Origin of the sequence: Asticcacaulis sp. AC466, from assembly GCF_000495815.1 — a bacterium.
Lineage (GTDB): Bacteria > Pseudomonadota > Alphaproteobacteria > Caulobacterales > Caulobacteraceae > Asticcacaulis.
This window is the reverse complement of the sequence record NZ_AWGE01000006.1, coordinates 22,629-39,359: the sequence shown is the minus strand read 5'-3', so window position 1 is coordinate 39,359 and position 16,731 is coordinate 22,629. Positions and strand designations below refer to the sequence as shown.

General features: G+C 57.7%; 16 protein-coding genes. 5 read left to right on the top strand and 11 right to left on the bottom strand.

The annotated features are described in order from the left end of the window. Positions 1 to 13 precede the first annotated feature (13 nt). From AEAC466_RS29020 to AEAC466_RS28995, 6 genes are all read right to left on the bottom strand, one after another. Complete coding sequence (locus AEAC466_RS29020; RefSeq protein WP_023457291.1) at positions 14 to 712, bottom strand: CpaD family pilus assembly protein; 699 nt, start codon at positions 710 to 712, stop codon at positions 14 to 16. 8 nt (positions 713 to 720) lie between these two features. Continuing rightward, positions 721 to 2,232 carry a type II and III secretion system protein family protein gene (locus AEAC466_RS29015; protein WP_235074193.1) on the bottom strand — a complete coding sequence of 504 codons (1,512 nt, stop codon included), beginning with the start codon at positions 2,230 to 2,232 and terminating at the stop codon, positions 721 to 723. A 44-nt stretch (positions 2,233 to 2,276) separates the two neighbouring features. Continuing rightward, complete coding sequence (gene cpaB / locus AEAC466_RS29010) at positions 2,277 to 3,215, bottom strand: Flp pilus assembly protein CpaB (protein ID WP_023457289.1); 939 nt, start codon at positions 3,213 to 3,215, stop codon at positions 2,277 to 2,279. Positions 3,216 to 3,440: 225 nt separating this feature from the next. Continuing rightward, entirely contained in the window at positions 3,441 to 3,986 is a 546-nt protein-coding gene (locus AEAC466_RS29005; RefSeq protein WP_235074191.1) for an A24 family peptidase, read from the bottom strand. A gap of 172 nt (positions 3,987 to 4,158) precedes the next feature. Beyond that, positions 4,159 to 4,326, bottom strand: coding sequence for a Flp family type IVb pilin (locus tag AEAC466_RS29000; protein ID WP_235074189.1), 168 nt, complete (start codon positions 4,324 to 4,326; stop codon positions 4,159 to 4,161). 136 nt (positions 4,327 to 4,462) lie between these two features. Continuing rightward, on the bottom strand, positions 4,463 to 4,645 hold the full coding sequence (locus tag AEAC466_RS28995) for a Flp family type IVb pilin (protein ID WP_023457286.1): 183 nt from the start codon (positions 4,643 to 4,645) through the stop codon (positions 4,463 to 4,465). A 435-nt stretch (positions 4,646 to 5,080) separates the two neighbouring features. Between AEAC466_RS28995 and AEAC466_RS0122225 the strand changes: the two genes are divergently transcribed. The 3 genes from AEAC466_RS0122225 (at position 5,081) to AEAC466_RS28985 (ending at position 6,748) form a co-directional block, all read left to right on the top strand. Continuing rightward, entirely contained in the window at positions 5,081 to 5,515 is a 435-nt protein-coding gene (locus AEAC466_RS0122225) for a pilus assembly protein N-terminal domain-containing protein (RefSeq protein ID WP_235074188.1), read from the top strand. A gap of 103 nt (positions 5,516 to 5,618) precedes the next feature. After that, positions 5,619 to 6,152 (top strand): TadE/TadG family type IV pilus assembly protein, encoded by a 534-nt coding sequence (locus tag AEAC466_RS28990; RefSeq protein ID WP_023457284.1) that lies wholly within the window; start codon positions 5,619 to 5,621, stop codon positions 6,150 to 6,152. Continuing rightward, positions 6,152 to 6,748: a TadE/TadG family type IV pilus assembly protein gene (locus AEAC466_RS28985; RefSeq protein ID WP_023457283.1), complete on the top strand. Its 597-nt coding sequence runs from the start codon at positions 6,152 to 6,154 to the stop codon at positions 6,746 to 6,748. Before AEAC466_RS28990 ends, AEAC466_RS28985 begins: the two co-directional genes overlap by 1 nt. A gap of 109 nt (positions 6,749 to 6,857) precedes the next feature. Here the strand turns inward: AEAC466_RS28985 and AEAC466_RS28980 are convergent, their stop codons facing one another. The 3 genes from AEAC466_RS28980 to bioB form a co-directional block, all read right to left on the bottom strand. Beyond that, positions 6,858 to 8,261 carry an anthranilate synthase component I family protein gene (locus tag AEAC466_RS28980; RefSeq protein WP_023457282.1) on the bottom strand — a complete coding sequence of 468 codons (1,404 nt, stop codon included), beginning with the start codon at positions 8,259 to 8,261 and terminating at the stop codon, positions 6,858 to 6,860. A 198-nt stretch (positions 8,262 to 8,459) separates the two neighbouring features. Then, positions 8,460 to 9,980, bottom strand: a complete 1,521-nt coding sequence (locus AEAC466_RS28975; protein WP_023457281.1) for an AMP nucleosidase — start codon at positions 9,978 to 9,980, stop codon at positions 8,460 to 8,462. Between the two features lie 61 nt (positions 9,981 to 10,041). Next, a complete protein-coding gene (bioB, locus tag AEAC466_RS28970) occupies positions 10,042 to 11,016 on the bottom strand; it encodes a biotin synthase BioB (RefSeq protein WP_023457280.1) in 975 nt (324 codons plus the stop codon). A 96-nt stretch (positions 11,017 to 11,112) separates the two neighbouring features. On the opposite strand from bioB, the gene AEAC466_RS28965 reads away from it, so the two are divergent. Both AEAC466_RS28965 and ahcY read left to right on the top strand, forming a co-directional pair. Then, on the top strand, positions 11,113 to 12,216 hold the full coding sequence (locus AEAC466_RS28965; RefSeq protein WP_162148934.1) for an aspartyl protease family protein: 1,104 nt from the start codon (positions 11,113 to 11,115) through the stop codon (positions 12,214 to 12,216). A gap of 89 nt (positions 12,217 to 12,305) precedes the next feature. Next, a complete protein-coding gene (ahcY, locus tag AEAC466_RS28960) occupies positions 12,306 to 13,697 on the top strand; it encodes an adenosylhomocysteinase (RefSeq protein ID WP_023457278.1) in 1,392 nt (463 codons plus the stop codon). Positions 13,698 to 13,754: 57 nt separating this feature from the next. Here the strand turns inward: ahcY and AEAC466_RS0122220 are convergent, their stop codons facing one another. Both AEAC466_RS0122220 and AEAC466_RS28955 read right to left on the bottom strand, forming a co-directional pair. Continuing rightward, a complete protein-coding gene (locus AEAC466_RS0122220; protein ID WP_023457277.1) occupies positions 13,755 to 15,443 on the bottom strand; it encodes a methyl-accepting chemotaxis protein in 1,689 nt (562 codons plus the stop codon). Positions 15,444 to 15,708: 265 nt separating this feature from the next. Further along, on the bottom strand, positions 15,709 to 16,686 hold the full coding sequence (locus AEAC466_RS28955; RefSeq protein WP_023457276.1) for a complex I NDUFA9 subunit family protein: 978 nt from the start codon (positions 16,684 to 16,686) through the stop codon (positions 15,709 to 15,711). Positions 16,687 to 16,731: the final 45 nt, after the last annotated feature.

Genomic DNA, 16,731 nt, shown 5'->3' with positions numbered 1-16,731 from the left:
CGATTCGGGTGTGTTAGTTAATGGCTTGCGAAATCTTGGCTTCGGCGGCGGAATCGGCCTGCGCCGATGTCACGTCACCCTTCTGATACTTGCCGATAATCGTCGTTTTCCGAGTTGCATCGGTGGGCGTAGCCGTGCGCGGACTATCCAGGTCACGCGGGTCTGCAATCTGGGCCGCCAGATTAGCATTCACCGCACAGCCAAAATTGTCATAGGGCCCATTATTGAAGGTCTGACTGAGGTTTTCCCATGACTGATTACAGGCGTAAGTCCGGGCCCGGTAAAATACCATATTGACGGTAATGATATCGGTCGGTTGTTCACGGGCGCTCAGGATCGTCAAATTCGGTTCTGCCACATCCCGGCCGCGCAGATAGGAAACGACACCGCGACCGGCTGAGATCGCGCCCGGTTCGCCGCTGGTGACGATTTCAACATTTACCGGTTCGCCATCTATCCAGTTGGCCTTATCGGCTATCTGATCCAGCGCGGTCCGCTGATTCTGCGACAGGCCATTGGGATTGATACGCAGGTTGATCGTCTTGCGAAGGGTTTGCGCCTGAAGTGGATACTGATCAATCGGCGTTATAGGCTTAGGCGTGTTCAGATTGGCATGGCTGCCCGTCGTCGTCGTGCAGGCGACCAAGCCAAAGCCCGAAGCAGCCAATAACGCGGCAACCTTTAGGGTGGGTTTGAAAAGAAATGCAGTCATGACAGCTCCTATTCAATCACGTAGCCGACGGGCGCCTGATAACCAGCGGTCTCTCCGCCAGCGTCGCCCGCGATTTCGCCGCCCTTTTTCTTGATGATTTCGTTGAGGTTACCCATGAAGACCGTGTTCAGATCGTTCGCCGGGCGCAGATTGTCCGCTGGCGTCTGCATGTTTGCGGGATGCGTCGGATCGACGATATACGGCGTGACCAGAACAACCATTTCCGTCTGGTCGTCTAGGAAATCGCGCGAACGGAACAGCGCGCCAAGCACCGGTACGGAGGTCAGGCCGGGCAAACTATCGATCGACTGCTTGAACTTGGATTGAAGCAGGCCAGCGATCATCAGGGATGAACCCGATTGCATTTCCACGCTGGTTTCGGCACGGCGGACCGTCAGACCCGGAATGGTCAATGTGCTGCCCACCACCAAGGACCCAACATTGGTCAGTTCAGATATTTCGGTGGAAATTTTCAAAGAAATTCGACCGCCGGACAAGACGACCGGCGTAAAGCCGAGGCCGACACCGAACGGTTTGAATTCAATGGAAACACGGCCCTGCGAATCGGTCCCACCCGGCACGGGGAATTCACCACCGGCCAAAAACTTCGCCGATTCACCGGAGACAGCAGTCAGGTTGGGCTCCGCCAGAGTACGGGCTAACCCTACGCGTTCAAAGGCCTGAAGGCAGGATTTGTTTGACATGCCATAAGAGGCCGTACCCGTGTTGGTCGTCGTGCTGGAATTACCCGCGCCGGGAGTTCCGACTACATTCGTATTGGTCCCGTTAAAGGTGGCTGTACCCGCCTGATTATAGCAGGCGCCCTTGCCGCCCTGGAACGCACCATTGGTGCTGTAGCCTGACGAATTGCCGAAACTGTAGGACTGTGTGCCGTAGCTGTAGGTGATGTCGGTCGACAGGCCAAGTTGCTTGATAACGGACCGATTGACCTCAACAATTCTAACCTTCAGCGTAACCTGATCCTTGCCCGCAATACTCATCATGTTGAGTACGTTTTCCGGCTTTTCAGCATAACTTTCCGCCAGGCGCGAAATTTGCGCCGCCTGAGCGTCGTTCTGGGCAATGCCGGACAATACGACATAGCCGTTCATCGTCTGAACCTCGACGTGCGCATCGGGGAACAGCCGGCTGATGGTATCGCTGAGGCCGTCAGTCGGCGTATCGACGCGTATGGCCAAATTCAGGATTTGACGGCCCATCCCGTCGAAGAAGATGGCGTCCGAACTGCCTGTCGCAACGCCCAGCACAAAGATTCGGCGCGACGTACGCAAAACGGCATCTGCTACGGCCGGATTGGAGACGAAGACATCGGATGCGTCGACGGGAAGGTCAATGACCGCCGAGCGCCCCTTGGGCAGGTTAAGCACCTGAACCTTCACCGGCGCCCCGGTTTGCACCTGAATACCGGATACGGCACCCGAATGGCCTACCGACGCATTTGCGTAGGCTTTCGGTTCCGCCAAGGCTGCTCCGGCGCCGAACACTGCGGCAACACTCAAAACCGCGCCCGCGCTTAAAACAGCTGTTTTACGGATTTTAGAGATCATCGTGACACCAACACCTCTGAAGTCGACCCGGGGCGAATTACGCGAACAGACTGATCACTGGCGCCAACGGGTTCCTGCATAACGGCGCCGGAGGGGCCAGCGGCATCGGCATAGGATCGCAACATCAGCGACAACGTGCCCGATGCCTTGGCCAGGGTCAGAATCTGGCCATCGGAGGGCGTTACTTCCAACGTGGCGGTGGCGCCTATGACGCTTTGCTTACCCTCTTCGGCGGAAACCTGCTGATCGATCGCCAGAACGCGGATATTGCGCAAGACGGGTTGGACGCTATCGATTGTGCCGCTGCCGCCATTCTGACGCGGCGTTTGGTGGGTCGCCAATATGTCGACCCGGTCGCCGGGCAGGATAAAGCCGCCCGCTGTGTTATCGACGCTGACCGGGACTGCCAGGGCACGCATACCCGGATTGAGCATGACCGCCATGAAACCGCCTTCGTCGGCACGCACGATCTTGGCAGGAATAATAGGTTCATTGGCCAGCAAGGCCTCACGCACAACACCACCGACATAAGCTTCCTTGCTCGGTGACGGCGCAACCTTGTCCGCCACGGCCTGAAGCACGCCGTTGCCCGGCTTCTTGACCGCGACCGGTCCTTTCGCTGCGGCATCCTCAGCGCCAGAGGCAGGTGTTGCGGACGAAGCCCCTGCGTCCGGACGTCCTCCGTCAACGATATAGGCAGGGTTTAGGGTATTAACCGGCCAATCCTGCCACGCCATATCACCATCGACCAAACGCGTCCCCGCCGGAATGTCGCGAGTCGCCACCAAAACGCGTGCGGTCGGTACCGCAGGCGCCTGGACCGTCGCGGCGGCTTCGTGCGTAACCTTTCCGCCAATCATGCCGCGGACAAGGAATGCCAGAATAAGCGCAGCGACGGCGGCTATACCGAATACGACGTATCGTGACGTCTTCATCTACCCAATTCCCCTGAAATATCTGGTCTCCGCACCTGCGAATGTCTATATGGACCAAATCAGTTTGATGTCTTGCCTTAGGGAAGCTTCGCTTAAGGTTAGTTAACGTTCGCCTAAAGAATGCTTGCCAAGGGGTAAATTCGTAATTTTTGCCGGGATTTAGATGGTTTCTGCACAAGCCGCGTTTTCACGCCAAAGCTTTTCGGGCCAGCCGGGCAGGCCGAATCACGACCAAAACTTGAGCGCGTGGAGAAACTGACTTTCACCGACAGCGAATAGACCGCCCGCGCAGATGCCGATGCCATAAGGAATATCCCCGTTAGCCTCAAGGTGACGCCCCGCCCATTCCGGCAGGCTTGGTTTCAGACCCCAAAAGAACTTACGCGCTAGGAGAATAACAATCGAAAGCGCCCCACCGAAGAGAGCCGTATAGATCAACAGGGCCGCGACGGCGCTATACCAGGTCTGAAGACCCGGCCCGATCCAAAGTGCTGCCGCAGCGATCAGTTTGGCATCGCCACCGCCCATGACACGAAAGGCGAACAGAGCCATTCCCAATACCAAGCCGGCCAAGCCAATGACAAAATGAAACCCCCAATCCTGCAGACTGAGCGGCTGGCCGAAGATCTGATTCAACAGGGCGACCGGAACAAAGGCGATCGCCAGCCCAAGCGTCAAGCGGTTGGGTATGGTCATGGTCGTGATGTCGGAATAGGCCGCCCAAACCAGACAGATCGGATAGATGACGGCGAGCAGGGTCGTGATCGGCACGGACAGCAAACCTTAATATGATAAACAGGCTAAGGGTTCTAACAGAGCAGCGGTTAAGGATGTCCTATTTGGAACTCCGGTTAACAAAACAAAAAAGCCCAGGGAAATCCCAAGGCTTGCTGCATCTACAATATATTCATGTGCTGAGTGCGGTTCGTCAGTACATCCGGCGTCAGGGGCGATTTGTTACTTCCGTAATCGCTGCGCCAATCCGATTGAACATGGCCGTGGCGCTGTCACCAAAGGCGTAGAACGCGGTAATGCAGCCCAGAAACATAAATGCGGCGAGCAGACCGTATTCGATCGCAGTCCCCCCCCTTTCGTCTTTCAGGAATCCCATCACCATATCTTCGCCAATTCCAACCTGGCCAGCAACGACTTGGCCATTCAAGAAAAACAGGCCGCAGATAAGCTGATCATCTGCGGCCCGCGTGGTTTTAAGTCTTCAAAATATCAGACATTAAACCTGTCTGCTATTAAGCAGCGGCATTAGCCGTCTTCAGCTTGTCAGCGACCTTCGAGAAGGTGCCGCTCAGTTGGGTGCTGACAGTGCCCAGAACCGTGATCAGGGCAACGGCGATCAGAGCGGCGATCAGGCCGTATTCGATAGCCGTGGCGCCGGATTCGTCTTGAGCGAATTGGTTGAGGAACTTGGTCATGTGGTTTTCTCCAGGTTAAGTTTGATAATAAGCAGTTGAACCGTTTGTCGTATCGGGCCACCGATAACCGGCTCAATTGCTCCCGAACACGAGATCAATTTACACACCCATGCTTAAAGCCAAGTAAACACTCAAAAAAATTTCAAATTATTCTATGGCTAAAATGTAATTACCATTAATTATCATTAACCTTAACTTTAATTAATCAATATCAATATTGTATTTACAAGATATTTTACGCGTTAATATTGCGTTTAGTAAATTTAAAGATTTCTTGCTTACCTTCTTTCATAACGAGCCCCTCACCTCATGGGCGCTAATTATGGTGCGCGGATGCATTATGATCGTAGCGAAGCACCTGACTGCAAGACCGGATACGAGCCTAGGATGACGAAACACATGATTGGAACACGACTCTGTATCCTGGCGGCCTCTATGGCTTGCGTAGTTACCCTTGCCGGCTCAGCTGAAGCCGGCCAACGCCTTACGGTCGCCAAAAACCACACGATGCGCGTCGCACTCAACGGTTCGGCGGGGGCGGTGATTGTCGCCAACCCGGACATTGCCGATGTCCAGGTGATAGACTCGCGGACTATATATATTGTCGGCAAGGGCTTCGGAAACAGCGCCATTACCGTCACTGGACGCGATGGCCGCACACTGTTCGACGGCGAAATTTTCGTCACCACCTCCCAAAAAGGCGCTATTAACGTCTACAGAGGTCTGAAGTCTTCCCTGACCGTGTGCTCCACTGTTTGCATATCGGAAGACGCAACTTCGGAAAACACGAGCGCTTCTGCTCCTTCGGTGCCGGTAACCACGCCGACGGTTACCACTGCCCCCGTCGCCATGCAATCGGTCAGCCACTGATATCGTTCCATAGGGTCTTCCCGAAGGAATTGCGCCCCTTAACGGACTATTGACGCAGACATCGTAGTATCCGGCCTAGCTGAACAGAAGGCGCGGGGCGACAATGCTTGCCAAATTCAAAAATATGAAGCGGGCGGTTAAGGACACGCGCGGTGCGGCGGCCCTGGAATTCGCGCTGGTGGCCGGCCCATTGATCGTAATGATATGTGGCTGCATTGAGCTGGCCGTGATTATTTTGCTGTCCGTCACGCTTGACAACGCGACTGACATAGCGGCACGCGACATACGTACTGGCCTGACTACCATGTCCAACACCCCGAACGCGACGGCTTTCAAGGCGAAGATCTGCAGCAATATGGGATGGCTGTCCACCAGTTGTACCGACAGCCTGCGCGTCGATGTCTCTACGTTCAAAACCTTTAATGATGTAAAGGCGCCAACAGCGATTCAAAACGGCCAGTTCATTCCGGCGTCGAGTTTCTCGTACACGATCGGCGCCGGTTCCGAAATCCAGATGGTCAATGCCTATTACGAGTGGCCAATGTTCACACCGTTCCTGTCGGCGGGCCTTACCACACTCAGCAATAACGACGTCGTCATCCGATCCAGCTCCGTATTTAGAAATGAGCCCTTCTGATGATATCTTTACGTCGTCTCAACCACATCACCACGCTGAAAGCCTTTGGCCGCAAGTTCGCCCGTGATAATGGCGGCGTGTCAGCGATTGAATTCGCGCTTGTGGCACCAATTCTGGTTGCCGCCTATCTTGGCCTCGCCGAACTGACGCTGGGCATGATGGCGTCGCGTCGCGCATCCCACCTGGCGGCTACCATTGGCGATCTGGCAGCGCAGTCTGAAACCCTGACCACGGATAATATCAGCGATTTGTGGCAAATCGGTAAAAGCATGTTACCGGACGCGGCGTCAGGTACCAGCCTGAAGATGCGTCTGACATCCGTCACTATGGATGCGACCAACCATGCGATTGTAAATTGGAGCGTTTCTTCCCAAGAGTCGGCTTACCCGCATAACAAAAAAGGTGCGCAAATTACGGCCATCACGACCACGCAGATCGCGGCGGGAGAAAGCCTTGTCATGACGGAAATCCAGTACGACTATACATCACCACTGGGCGGTTTTTTTGTCCCCACCGGCACGCAGTTCAAGGACGTTTTCTACCACCACCCGCGTAGCGGCACGGCGGTGCAGTGTCCATCGTGCCCAACGCCATAAACCCGCGCCTAGAGCATTCGTCGGCCCAATTGAGCCGCCTCATGGCTCACATTTTTTGCAACGCCTCACGTTTTTCCGAAAAGTGGGGTCCACTTTTCGGCATGAGGCTCTAGCCTTCAAGCACACCTTTAATCAAGGACAACTTGGTCTCGGTCTCGATACGCTCTGCGCGCGGCACGCTGTCGGCGACAATGCCGCCGCCGGCGCAGGCACGAATATTCCATCTACCTGCCTGGTCGCGTTCCATCGCCAGGGTGCGGATAAGGACATTTGAATCCATCGCGCCGCCCGCGTCGATAAAGAACAGCGAGCCGCAATAAGGCCCCCGCGCCGCTTCCATCTCGTGAATGACCTTCATCGCCTGGACCTTTGGCGCTCCGCTGATCGATCCCGGCGGGAAGGTCGCGCTGATCACGTCCGCCGCCGTCTTATCGGTTTGCAGCCGCCCCGTCACGGTCGACACCAGATGATGCACATTCGGGTAGCTTTCGAGTACATGTAATGCCGGCACAATAACGCTTCCCACGTCTGCGACGCGCGATAGATCATGCCGCATCAGGTCAACAATCATCAGATTTTCCGCGCGATCTTTTTCACTGGCGCTCAGTTCGACGGCCAGATCCTTATCCTCCCCCGCCGTGCGGCCGCGCGGACGCGTCCCTTTGATCGGCCGGGTTTCCAAACGACCGTCGGCATCCAGGCGAATGAAGCGTTCCGGACTATTAGAAACCACGAACCGTTCGTCCAATCCCAGAAAGCCACCGAACGGCGCCGGTCCCGCCGCATGCAATGCAGCCATCACCGCACCAGGCCTTACCCCTCGGCGCAAGCGGCCAGTCCACCCCCGTGCCAGATTTGCCTGGAAGAGGTCTCCAGCATGAATTTGCTGAATCAAGGCCGCCACCTTGTCCTCATGTACGCCATCGGGCGTTTCAAGACACAAGGGTTCGTCGAGAAAACCGCCGGACACCACCGCCGAAGCAGGTGTGCCTTCATAAAGGTCGATAAGCCGGTCGCACGCCGCTACTGCTTCGGCGGATGTGGCCCCACGACCTATGGCCGCAAGCGTCTGGCGGTGATGATCGAAAACCAGCACCGCTGGATAACACAGCACGGTCAGTTCGGGCCACGCCTTACGGCCCGCGATACGGAAGGGCCGGCGCTTCATCGCTTCCAGCCGCAACCCCAGTTCGAACGTGGCCATGCCCACCAGTCCCCCAGTGAACGGTGGAGTGGGGGTGTCACCGATTTTCGGCATTTCGTTATCCGGCGTGATCGCAGCCGTGACTTCGGCCAAAAACGCGGTCGTTTCGCGCGGATCGTCATAGGTCAGTTCGGCGTGTGCCACCGGATCCGCCATCAGATAGCTGTAGCGGCCCAACGGTCCGCCATCGGAAAGGAAGCCTGCCGCAAGAGTATGGGCCAGCCAGCCGTCGAGGCGCGAGCCGGGCGGCTCGTACGACAAGGCCTTCACGGCGCTACAGGACAGGTCGATCGCCGAAAACGGCAACATTCACAGCAACTTGATTCGATAGTGAAAGCCAAAGGGCTCAAAATGATATCAGGATTTAGCCACCAGCGACAAGCCTGCACCGCCCGCGATCGCGGCGACGCCCGCCCGCTGCGGATGAACCCTATGGATGGAGGTCCATTGATCTGACTGGAGCGGATTGCGTCACAGCAACCCGCTCCTTTTGTTTTTATATAACGCTTACCGGAACGGCGGCTCATCGAAGGAGCGCAGCTTGCGCGAATGCAGGCGTGCCCCAAAGTCGCGCAGGATACTGACCGTCTCGATCCCGATCTGGATATGCTCGGCTATGGCGCGTTCGTAGAAATGGTTGGCCTGGCCCGGCAGCTTCAGTTCACCATGCAACGGCTTGTCCGAAATGCACAACAACGTGCCGTAGGGGACACGGAAGCGATAGCCCTGCGCCGCCAGGGTAGCCGACTCCATATCAATGGCAATGGCGCGCGACTGCGAAAACCGACGGGCCGACAGGCTATATTTCAGTTCCCAGTTACGATCATCGGTCGTGACCAGCGTGCCAGTGCGCAACCGCTTTTTCAGGTCGTCGCCGTCCTGGCCGGTGATGCGTACAGATGCCTGATGGAAGGCCTGCTGGACTTCGGCGATCGGGGGAATAGGGATTTCGATCGGCAAAACGTCATCCATGACGTGATCGTCCCGCAGATAGGCGTGCGCCAGAACATAGTCACCGATGCTTTGCGACGCGCGCAAACCGCCGCAGTGTCCGATCATCAGCCAGGCATGCGGACGCATGACGGCCAAATGGTCGGTGATGTTCTTGGCGTTGGACGGACCGACACCGATATTGACGAGGGTGATGCCGCGGCCATCCGGCGCCATCAGGTGATAGGCCGGCATCTGGTGCTTGGCGCGCCACGGCGAATTGACAATCAGCTCCAGCGGATTGACCGTGTCCTTGGTGACGACGAAATTGCCGCAGCACGACAGGGCCGTATAGGGGCTGTCCGGCTTTTGCAGCTGCTCCAGGGCGTAGGCGACGAACACATCGACGTAGCGATTATAATTCGTCATCAGGATATAGCCCTGAGTGTGATCCGCCGGCGTACCCGTATAGTGGCGCAGGCGCGCCAGCGAGAAATCGGTGCGCAGGCCATCGAACAGGGCCAGGGGGCGATGGCCGTGACTATCGATGAAGTCCATTCCATCGGCCACTTCGTTGCCGATAAGGGCCAGTTCCGTGGCGGGGAAATGCCGCGACAGGTCCATGGCCGAGACACTATTGAGATCGAGCCCGGCGCCATCGAGGACGTAGGGGTATGGGATTTCCTGGTCGGATATCGACACCGAACAGTCGGCGCCGTAATCGCGGATCAGGAAGTTCAGTTGTTCTTCGATATAGTCGCCGAAGATATCAAGACGCGTTATCGAACTGGAATAGCTTCCCGGCCGGGAAAACCGCGCGAAGGCGCGATTAACCTGCGGGTGGCGATGATCGAGGACAACGCCCTCTTCTTCATCGTCATATACGCCTTTCCACACAACGGTCAGCTTCGGGTAGCAGTAACGCCCCTCCTTGCGCAGATGACGCGACGGCTTTTCCTTGCGTTCGAGATAGGCATGCAGGTCGGCCTGAAGATTGGCGACGGCCTTAGCGTAAATCTCTTTCAGCTGGCGGACGATTTCAGCGGCGGATTGGACCTTGGCGCCCCGGTGGGCGTCCTTCTTCTTTTCTTTTTTCATTCCGCGCAAATAGCATACAGAACCCGTCTTCGCCAGATCATGCCGGTAATTTTGAAGTGGGCTACGATTGCATCGGGCGCAGGCCCAGTTCGCGCAACAGGTGAGCATCCGTGCCGGGCTGCGGATTGGGCGTCGTTAGCAGGGTGTCGCCGATAAAGATCGAATTGGCGCCGGACAGGAAACACAAGGCCTGCAACTCTTCGCTCATCTCGGCGCGGCCCGCCGACAGTCGCACCATTGATTTCGGGCAGACGATCCGTGCTACGGCGATGGTGCGCACGAATTCCAGACCTGAAATCCCGCCTTCTGAGCCGACCTTATCGCCTAGCGGCGTGCCCGATATGGCGACCAGATTGTTGATCGGGATCGAATCTGGATGATGCGGCAAGGTGGCCAGTTGATGCAGGAAGGAAACCCGGTCCGCACGCGCTTCCCCCATGCCCATTATGCCGCCGCAACAGGTCTTCATGCCGGCATCGCTCACGGCCTGAAGCGTATCGAGCCGTTCGGCGTAGGTCCGGGTCGTCACCACGCTTTCATAATATTCACGCGATGTATCGAGGTTGTGATTGTAGTAGTCGAGGCCTGCCGCTTTCAGCGCCCTGGCCTGGTCGGGCGTAATCATGCCGAGTGTGGCGCAGGTTTCCAAACCCATCGCCTTGACGCCGCCGATCATGGCGGCGAGCGCCGGCACATCTCGGTCTTTCAGATCGCGCCAGGCGGCACCCATGCAAAACCGTTGCGCGCCGCCGGCCTTTGCCTTTTCCGCCTCCGCCATTACAGCATCGACCGCCATCAGCCGGGACGCCTTCAGGCCGGTATCGAAGTGTGCCGACTGCGAACAGTATCCGCAATTTTCGGCGCATCCCCCTGTCTTGACCGACAGAAGCTGAGACAATTGCACTTCGGACGGGTCGAACTGTTGACGGTGAACGCTCGCTGCCTGGAAAACCAGTTCCATAAACGGCAGGTCGAACAGGGTGGCAATTTCGTCACGTGTCCAGTCGTGGCGCAGGGAAAAGGCGGGAGCGTTCATCATCAATTCCTTAGGTTCACGCCATGATCTAATCCATCGGCGCCACTTAGGCACCCCCTTTTTGCCCTTATCGTCTGCTATCCAGACTCCATGGAAATGAACCGCCGCCACCTGTTAACCGGTATTGCCGCCTTGGGCCTGGCCTCTAGCGCCAATGCGGCGTCTGCGGGTTTTGGTCTGCGCCTCAGCAATGAGGGGCTGATCATGCCTGTGATCGTGAAGGGCCGGCCGCTTACGGGCATACTCGATTGCGGCGCCAGCGCTTCGCTGATGGATAGCAGCGTGGCCGCCAGCCTGGGCCTGACCATTGATCGCGAACGCAAGGGCAACGCCATCTACAAATCGATCCGCACGGCACAAAGCGCGCCGGTTCTGATCGCGGCGGGCGATACCGCCTATACCGCGCCGCTGATGATCATGCCGTTGAAACAGGCCGGATTGACCAGCGATATGATTGTCGGTCGCGACATCCTGGATGGACACAGGCTGGATTTGGATGGGCCCGCCTTACGCGCCACCTTTCAAACGCGACAACCGCCATTGGGCAATATGACAGCCTTGGCGCTCAACCGCAGCGCAAATGGCACCCTGGCCATTGATATGGAAATCGACGGCGTTCCAGTCCGCGCCAGCGTCGATACCGGCAGTAATACGCCTTTGATCCTGAAAGCCGATTGGGCCCAGCGCAACGGCCTTCTGACAGGCCGCAAAATATCGCAGTGGCTGGGCGGAGATGTCACCGGCCTGCATCAGGTCACGATGTCGAGCGTCGGTCGCGCCACATTCGGCGGGCTGACCTTCCACGATATACCGGTCGAAATCTCCGACAACCGGCTCACCTATGACGTCAATCTGGGCCTCGACTTTTTCCTGCGGCTAAGGTCCTTTTGGGATATCGATGCCGGTCGTCTATGGATATCGACCACGCCTGACCATTTGGCGCGGCCCTTCGATCGCGAACGCTCCGGCCTGGCCTATCTGCCGCAGGGCGACGGCCTGAACGTCATTTTTGTCGCGCCGCAGAGTCCTGCCGAAGCGGGCGGTTGGCGCAAAGGCGACCTGATCACGGCCATAGACGGCACGCCGATTGCGCAAATGGCTGCCATTGACGACTGGAAACGCGATCCGAGCCGGCAAACCGTACGCCTGACCGTCGCCAGCGGCGAAACGCGAACCTTGACTCTTCAAGACTATTACTAATCATATAAAGACATCTTTATATCTTTATTGCCAACTTCCGCGCGGGCGGCTATAAGCCGTTTCATATCTCTTGAAACGGAAAATCGACCATGGCTGATTATATTGTAAAAGACCTGTCTCTCGCTGCCTGGGGCCGCAAGGAAATCGACATCGCCGAAGGCGAAATGCCCGGCCTGATGGCCACGCGCGAGGAATTCGGCCCAACCCAGACCCTGAAGGGCGCGCGTATCGCCGGTTCGCTGCACATGACGATCCAGACGGCTGTCCTGATCGAAACTCTACAAGCCCTCGGCGCCGAAGTCCGCTGGGCATCTTGCAACATCTTCTCGACCCAGGATCACGCCGCCGCCGCCATCGCCGCCACCGGCACGCCGGTTTTCGCCATCAAGGGCGAAACCCTGGAAGAATACTGGGACTACGCGCACAAGATCTTCGAATGGCATGACGGTGGATACCCGAACCTGATCCTCGATGACGGTGGCGATGCTACCCTGCTCTGCGTCCTCGGCCCGAAGGCCGAACAGGACGCAACCTTGCTCGACAATCCGCAGAACGAAGAAGAAGAAGCGCTTTATAAGGTCATGAAGCGCTACCTGAAAGAAAAGCCGGGCTTCTATTCCGCCATCCGCGACGCCATCAAGGGTGTGTCGGAAGAAACCACCACCGGCGTTCACCGCCTGTACGCCATGGCGCAAAAGGGCGACCTGCCCTTCCCCGCCATCAACGTCAATGACAGCGTCACCAAGTCCAAGTTCGACAACCTCTATGGCTGCCGCGAATCCCTGGTCGACGCCATCCGCCGCGCCACCGACGTCATGCTGGCCGGCAAGGTCGCCGTGGTCCTGGGCTATGGTGATGTCGGCAAAGGCTCGGCGGCTTCGCTGCGTAACGGCGGCGCCCGCGTCATCGTTACCGAAATCGACCCGATCTGCGCCTTGCAGGCCGCCATGGAAGGCTATGAAGTCCGTACCGTCGAGGAAGTAGCCGCCGTCGGCGACATCTTCGTCACCTGTACCGGCAACAAGGACGTCCTGCGCCTCGAACACATGCGCGAGATGAAGCACAATGCCATCGTCTGCAATATCGGCCACTTCGATTCGGAAATTCAGGTCGCGTCGCTGCGCAACTACAAATGGGACGAGATCAAGCCGCAGGTCCACCACGTCGAATTCCCGGACGGCAAGAAGATCATCGTCCTGTCCGAAGGCCGTCTGGTCAATCTGGGCAACGCCACCGGCCACCCGTCCTTCGTCATGTCGGCCTCGTTCACCAACCAGACCCTGGCCCAGATCGAACTATGGACCAACGCTGCCAAGTATAACAAGTCGGTATACACCCTGCCCAAGCATCTGGACGAGAAGGTCGCCCTGCTGCACCTGGCCAAGCTGGGCGCCAAGCTGACCGTGCTGAACAAGGAACAGGCCGACTACATCGGCGTGCCGGTCGAAGGCCCGTTCAAGCCGGATCACTATCGCTACTAAGACTGGCGCGACTAAGACAGAAAGCCCGCCCTAACCGGCGGGCTTTTTTATGGCCTTTTAAGCTGCCTTTTGAACGCGGATCAGGCCCAGGAAGGCATCGACCTCTTCCGACATGGCCTTGACATGCTCCGATAGGCTGCCGGCGCCCTTAAGCACCTCGGCCGATGTTTCAGTCGTGACCTGTGACGCCCGCGACACCTGGCTCAGATCGGCATTGATCGTATCCGCGCCATTGGCCACCTGGGCAACATTGTTGGCGATATCGGCCGTCGCCGCGGATTGCTGAGTCACGCCCGCAGCGATTGAAGTCGCTACCGCGTCGATGCGTTCAATCGTCTGGCTGATCGATTTGATGCAGCCGACCGTTTCTTCGGTCACAACCTGCATGCTTGATATGTGGTCACGAATTTCGCTTATGGCGCGCGAGGTTTGGGCCGATAGGTTCTTCACTTCTCCCGCCACCACAGCGAAACCCGCACCGGCTTCGCCCGCCCGGGCGGCTTCGATGGTGGCATTCAGCGCCAGCAGGTTTGTCTGAGAGGCGATGTCCTGAATAAGCGCCACGACGTCGCCAATTTTCGACGCCGCTTGGGTCAGGTTGTCGACCGTCTGGCCCGTCCGGCGGGCCTCGGCCGTTGCCGCCTGAGTCATCATCGTCGTCTCTTCGACCTGACGGCTAATTTCATTAATCGAAGCTGACAGCTCTTCGGTGGCTGACGCAACCGTTTGCAGGTTGGAAGAGGATTGAGACGTCGCGCTGGCCATCGAGGTCGAGCGCTGATCGGCATCGCGTGCGGCCTGATCCAGACTGAGGGCTGCTGTATTCAAGTCCGTCGAGGTTTGACCGACACGCGCCGCCACGGACTTGATCTGACGCTCGAACGCTTCCGCGCTTTTCAGCACCTGCACAGCACGGGCATTGTCGCTTTCCATCCTGGCGCGCGCAGCAGACTGCTCTGCCTCCAGCCGCGCCACCGCGGCAATGTTATCTTTGAACGCCGACACAGCGTGCGCGATGTCTCCTACCTCATCCCGGCGATTTTCGTAAGGCACCTGAGAGACGGCCTCGCCGCTGACCAGTTTGTGGAGCAGACCGGCCAGACGTTTGAGAGGAAGGGAGATATGGCGGACCGTCACGAAATTAACGGCACTACCGAGCAAAAGCGCCAGAACACCGATGAGGCTCCCTATCATCAAAACCTGACCTGACAATTTATCGAACGCGGCATCGGCCTCATTGGCCTTGCCGACTGTCAGCTTTGACAATGCCATCAGCGGCTCGACCATCTTGACACACGCGTCATCGATCTGGCCATCCAAGGCGCGAGACTGAGGCGTCAGTACGTCGCTGGCTTTCAGTACAGGCATCATCTCGGATTCGAACATGTTGATATAGCTGCGGTAGCCCGCCATCGCCTGTTCCAGCAGGACGGTCTCATCGGCCTCTTTCAACTGATTGCGCAAATCAGCGAACAAGGCCTCCGTCTGGCTCTTTTCCTTGGCCCAGTCCGTCTGCGTCTGGTCCAGTTCATGGTTGATTTCCGCATCAGCTATGATCTGGTACAGGGCCGCCCCCTGACCCGACAGGGCTTGCGCCGCCGACGAGGTTTGCATCAGTACAATGCCACGATTTTGGAGGTGGCGCAGATGGGATAGCGACGCCCAAGCCCCCGCAACAAATGCCCCCATTGCCAAAACGAACACCAAAGATGCGGCCGCAAGCTTGTGACCAATGGAAAATTTCATGACAGCACCCATAATCAAAAAACGCGATTATGTGAAAATTACGCAGGTGTGGTTAAGAAATAATATCTACCGTCGGTGGAGAAAGGTATCGCTTATATTCCTGGCCACATCAGAAAGCATCCAGATACCGGACTGCTGTGCGCGGTCTTGGCGTCCAGCCAGCCCTTCGCCAGACAACGCAGGTGTCACCCCGAGGTAACAGCTAAGGTATCGGGCAGACTACGGACGTAACGTAAACCGACTGCCTTCGCCGGCAGTTGTGGCCTCAGCCTTGGGCGGCAACGGCGAACTGGCCGTTCTTACGGAAGCGCCAGAGATAGGTCGGCACGATCGATTCCACCGCGGTCGGAGCGATGCCCAGATCCTTAAAGCCCTTGGCGCCCTGGCTCACCACATTGTCGACCGCCAGCAGCAAAACCTGATCCGTTGTCAGAAGCGGCGCCGGAATCACCGGCAGCATTCCACGTGCCCATGCCTGAGCATCACCGACCAAACCGATCAGGCGAGCCACAAAGACCGGCATCCATATCTGCGGACGGGGGCTCATGACCTCCGTACCGACATATTGAACGAGGCTCTTGAACGTAAAGACCTCCGGGCCGCCCAACTCAAATGTTTGACCATAGGCATCCGTATTGCCAAGTACGCGCGCCACCGCCGCCGCGACATCGCCAACATAGGCCGGTTGGAACTTGGTTTCCCCACCATCGATCGCTGGCATGACGGGGAACATCTTGATCTGCGCCGCCAGCGATGTGAAGAATCCGTCCTGCGGACCGAACAGGATCGACGGACGCAGGATAACCGCCGTCGGGACGGCCTTGCGGACGGCGACTTCCGCCTTGCCCTTGCTGGCCGAATAGGCCGACGCGGCCTCAGGATTGGCGCCCAGCGCCGACATCAGCACAAAATCGGCAATGCCGCGCTGCTTGCAGATATCGGCCATCCAGGTCGAAGCCTGACGGTGGACCAGATCGAAATTCTGACCGCCCCCCTGATACATGGTGCCGACCAGATTGACGCAGGCTGTGGCGTTTTCCAGCGCACTGGCGATGTCACCTTCGCGACGCACGTCACAACGCACCACCTGGATTTGCCCGACATCGCCCAGCGGCTTCAGGTCATAGGCAATCGCTGGCTTGCGGACCGCCACGCGCACTCGCCAGCCTTGTTTGGCCAGGGCGCGTACCACCTGCTTGCCCAAAAACCCCGAACCGCCGAACACCGTGACCATCTTTGCCATGATCTTATCCCTTGAATACGCTTGGCCCACGTCTGACTGACGTCA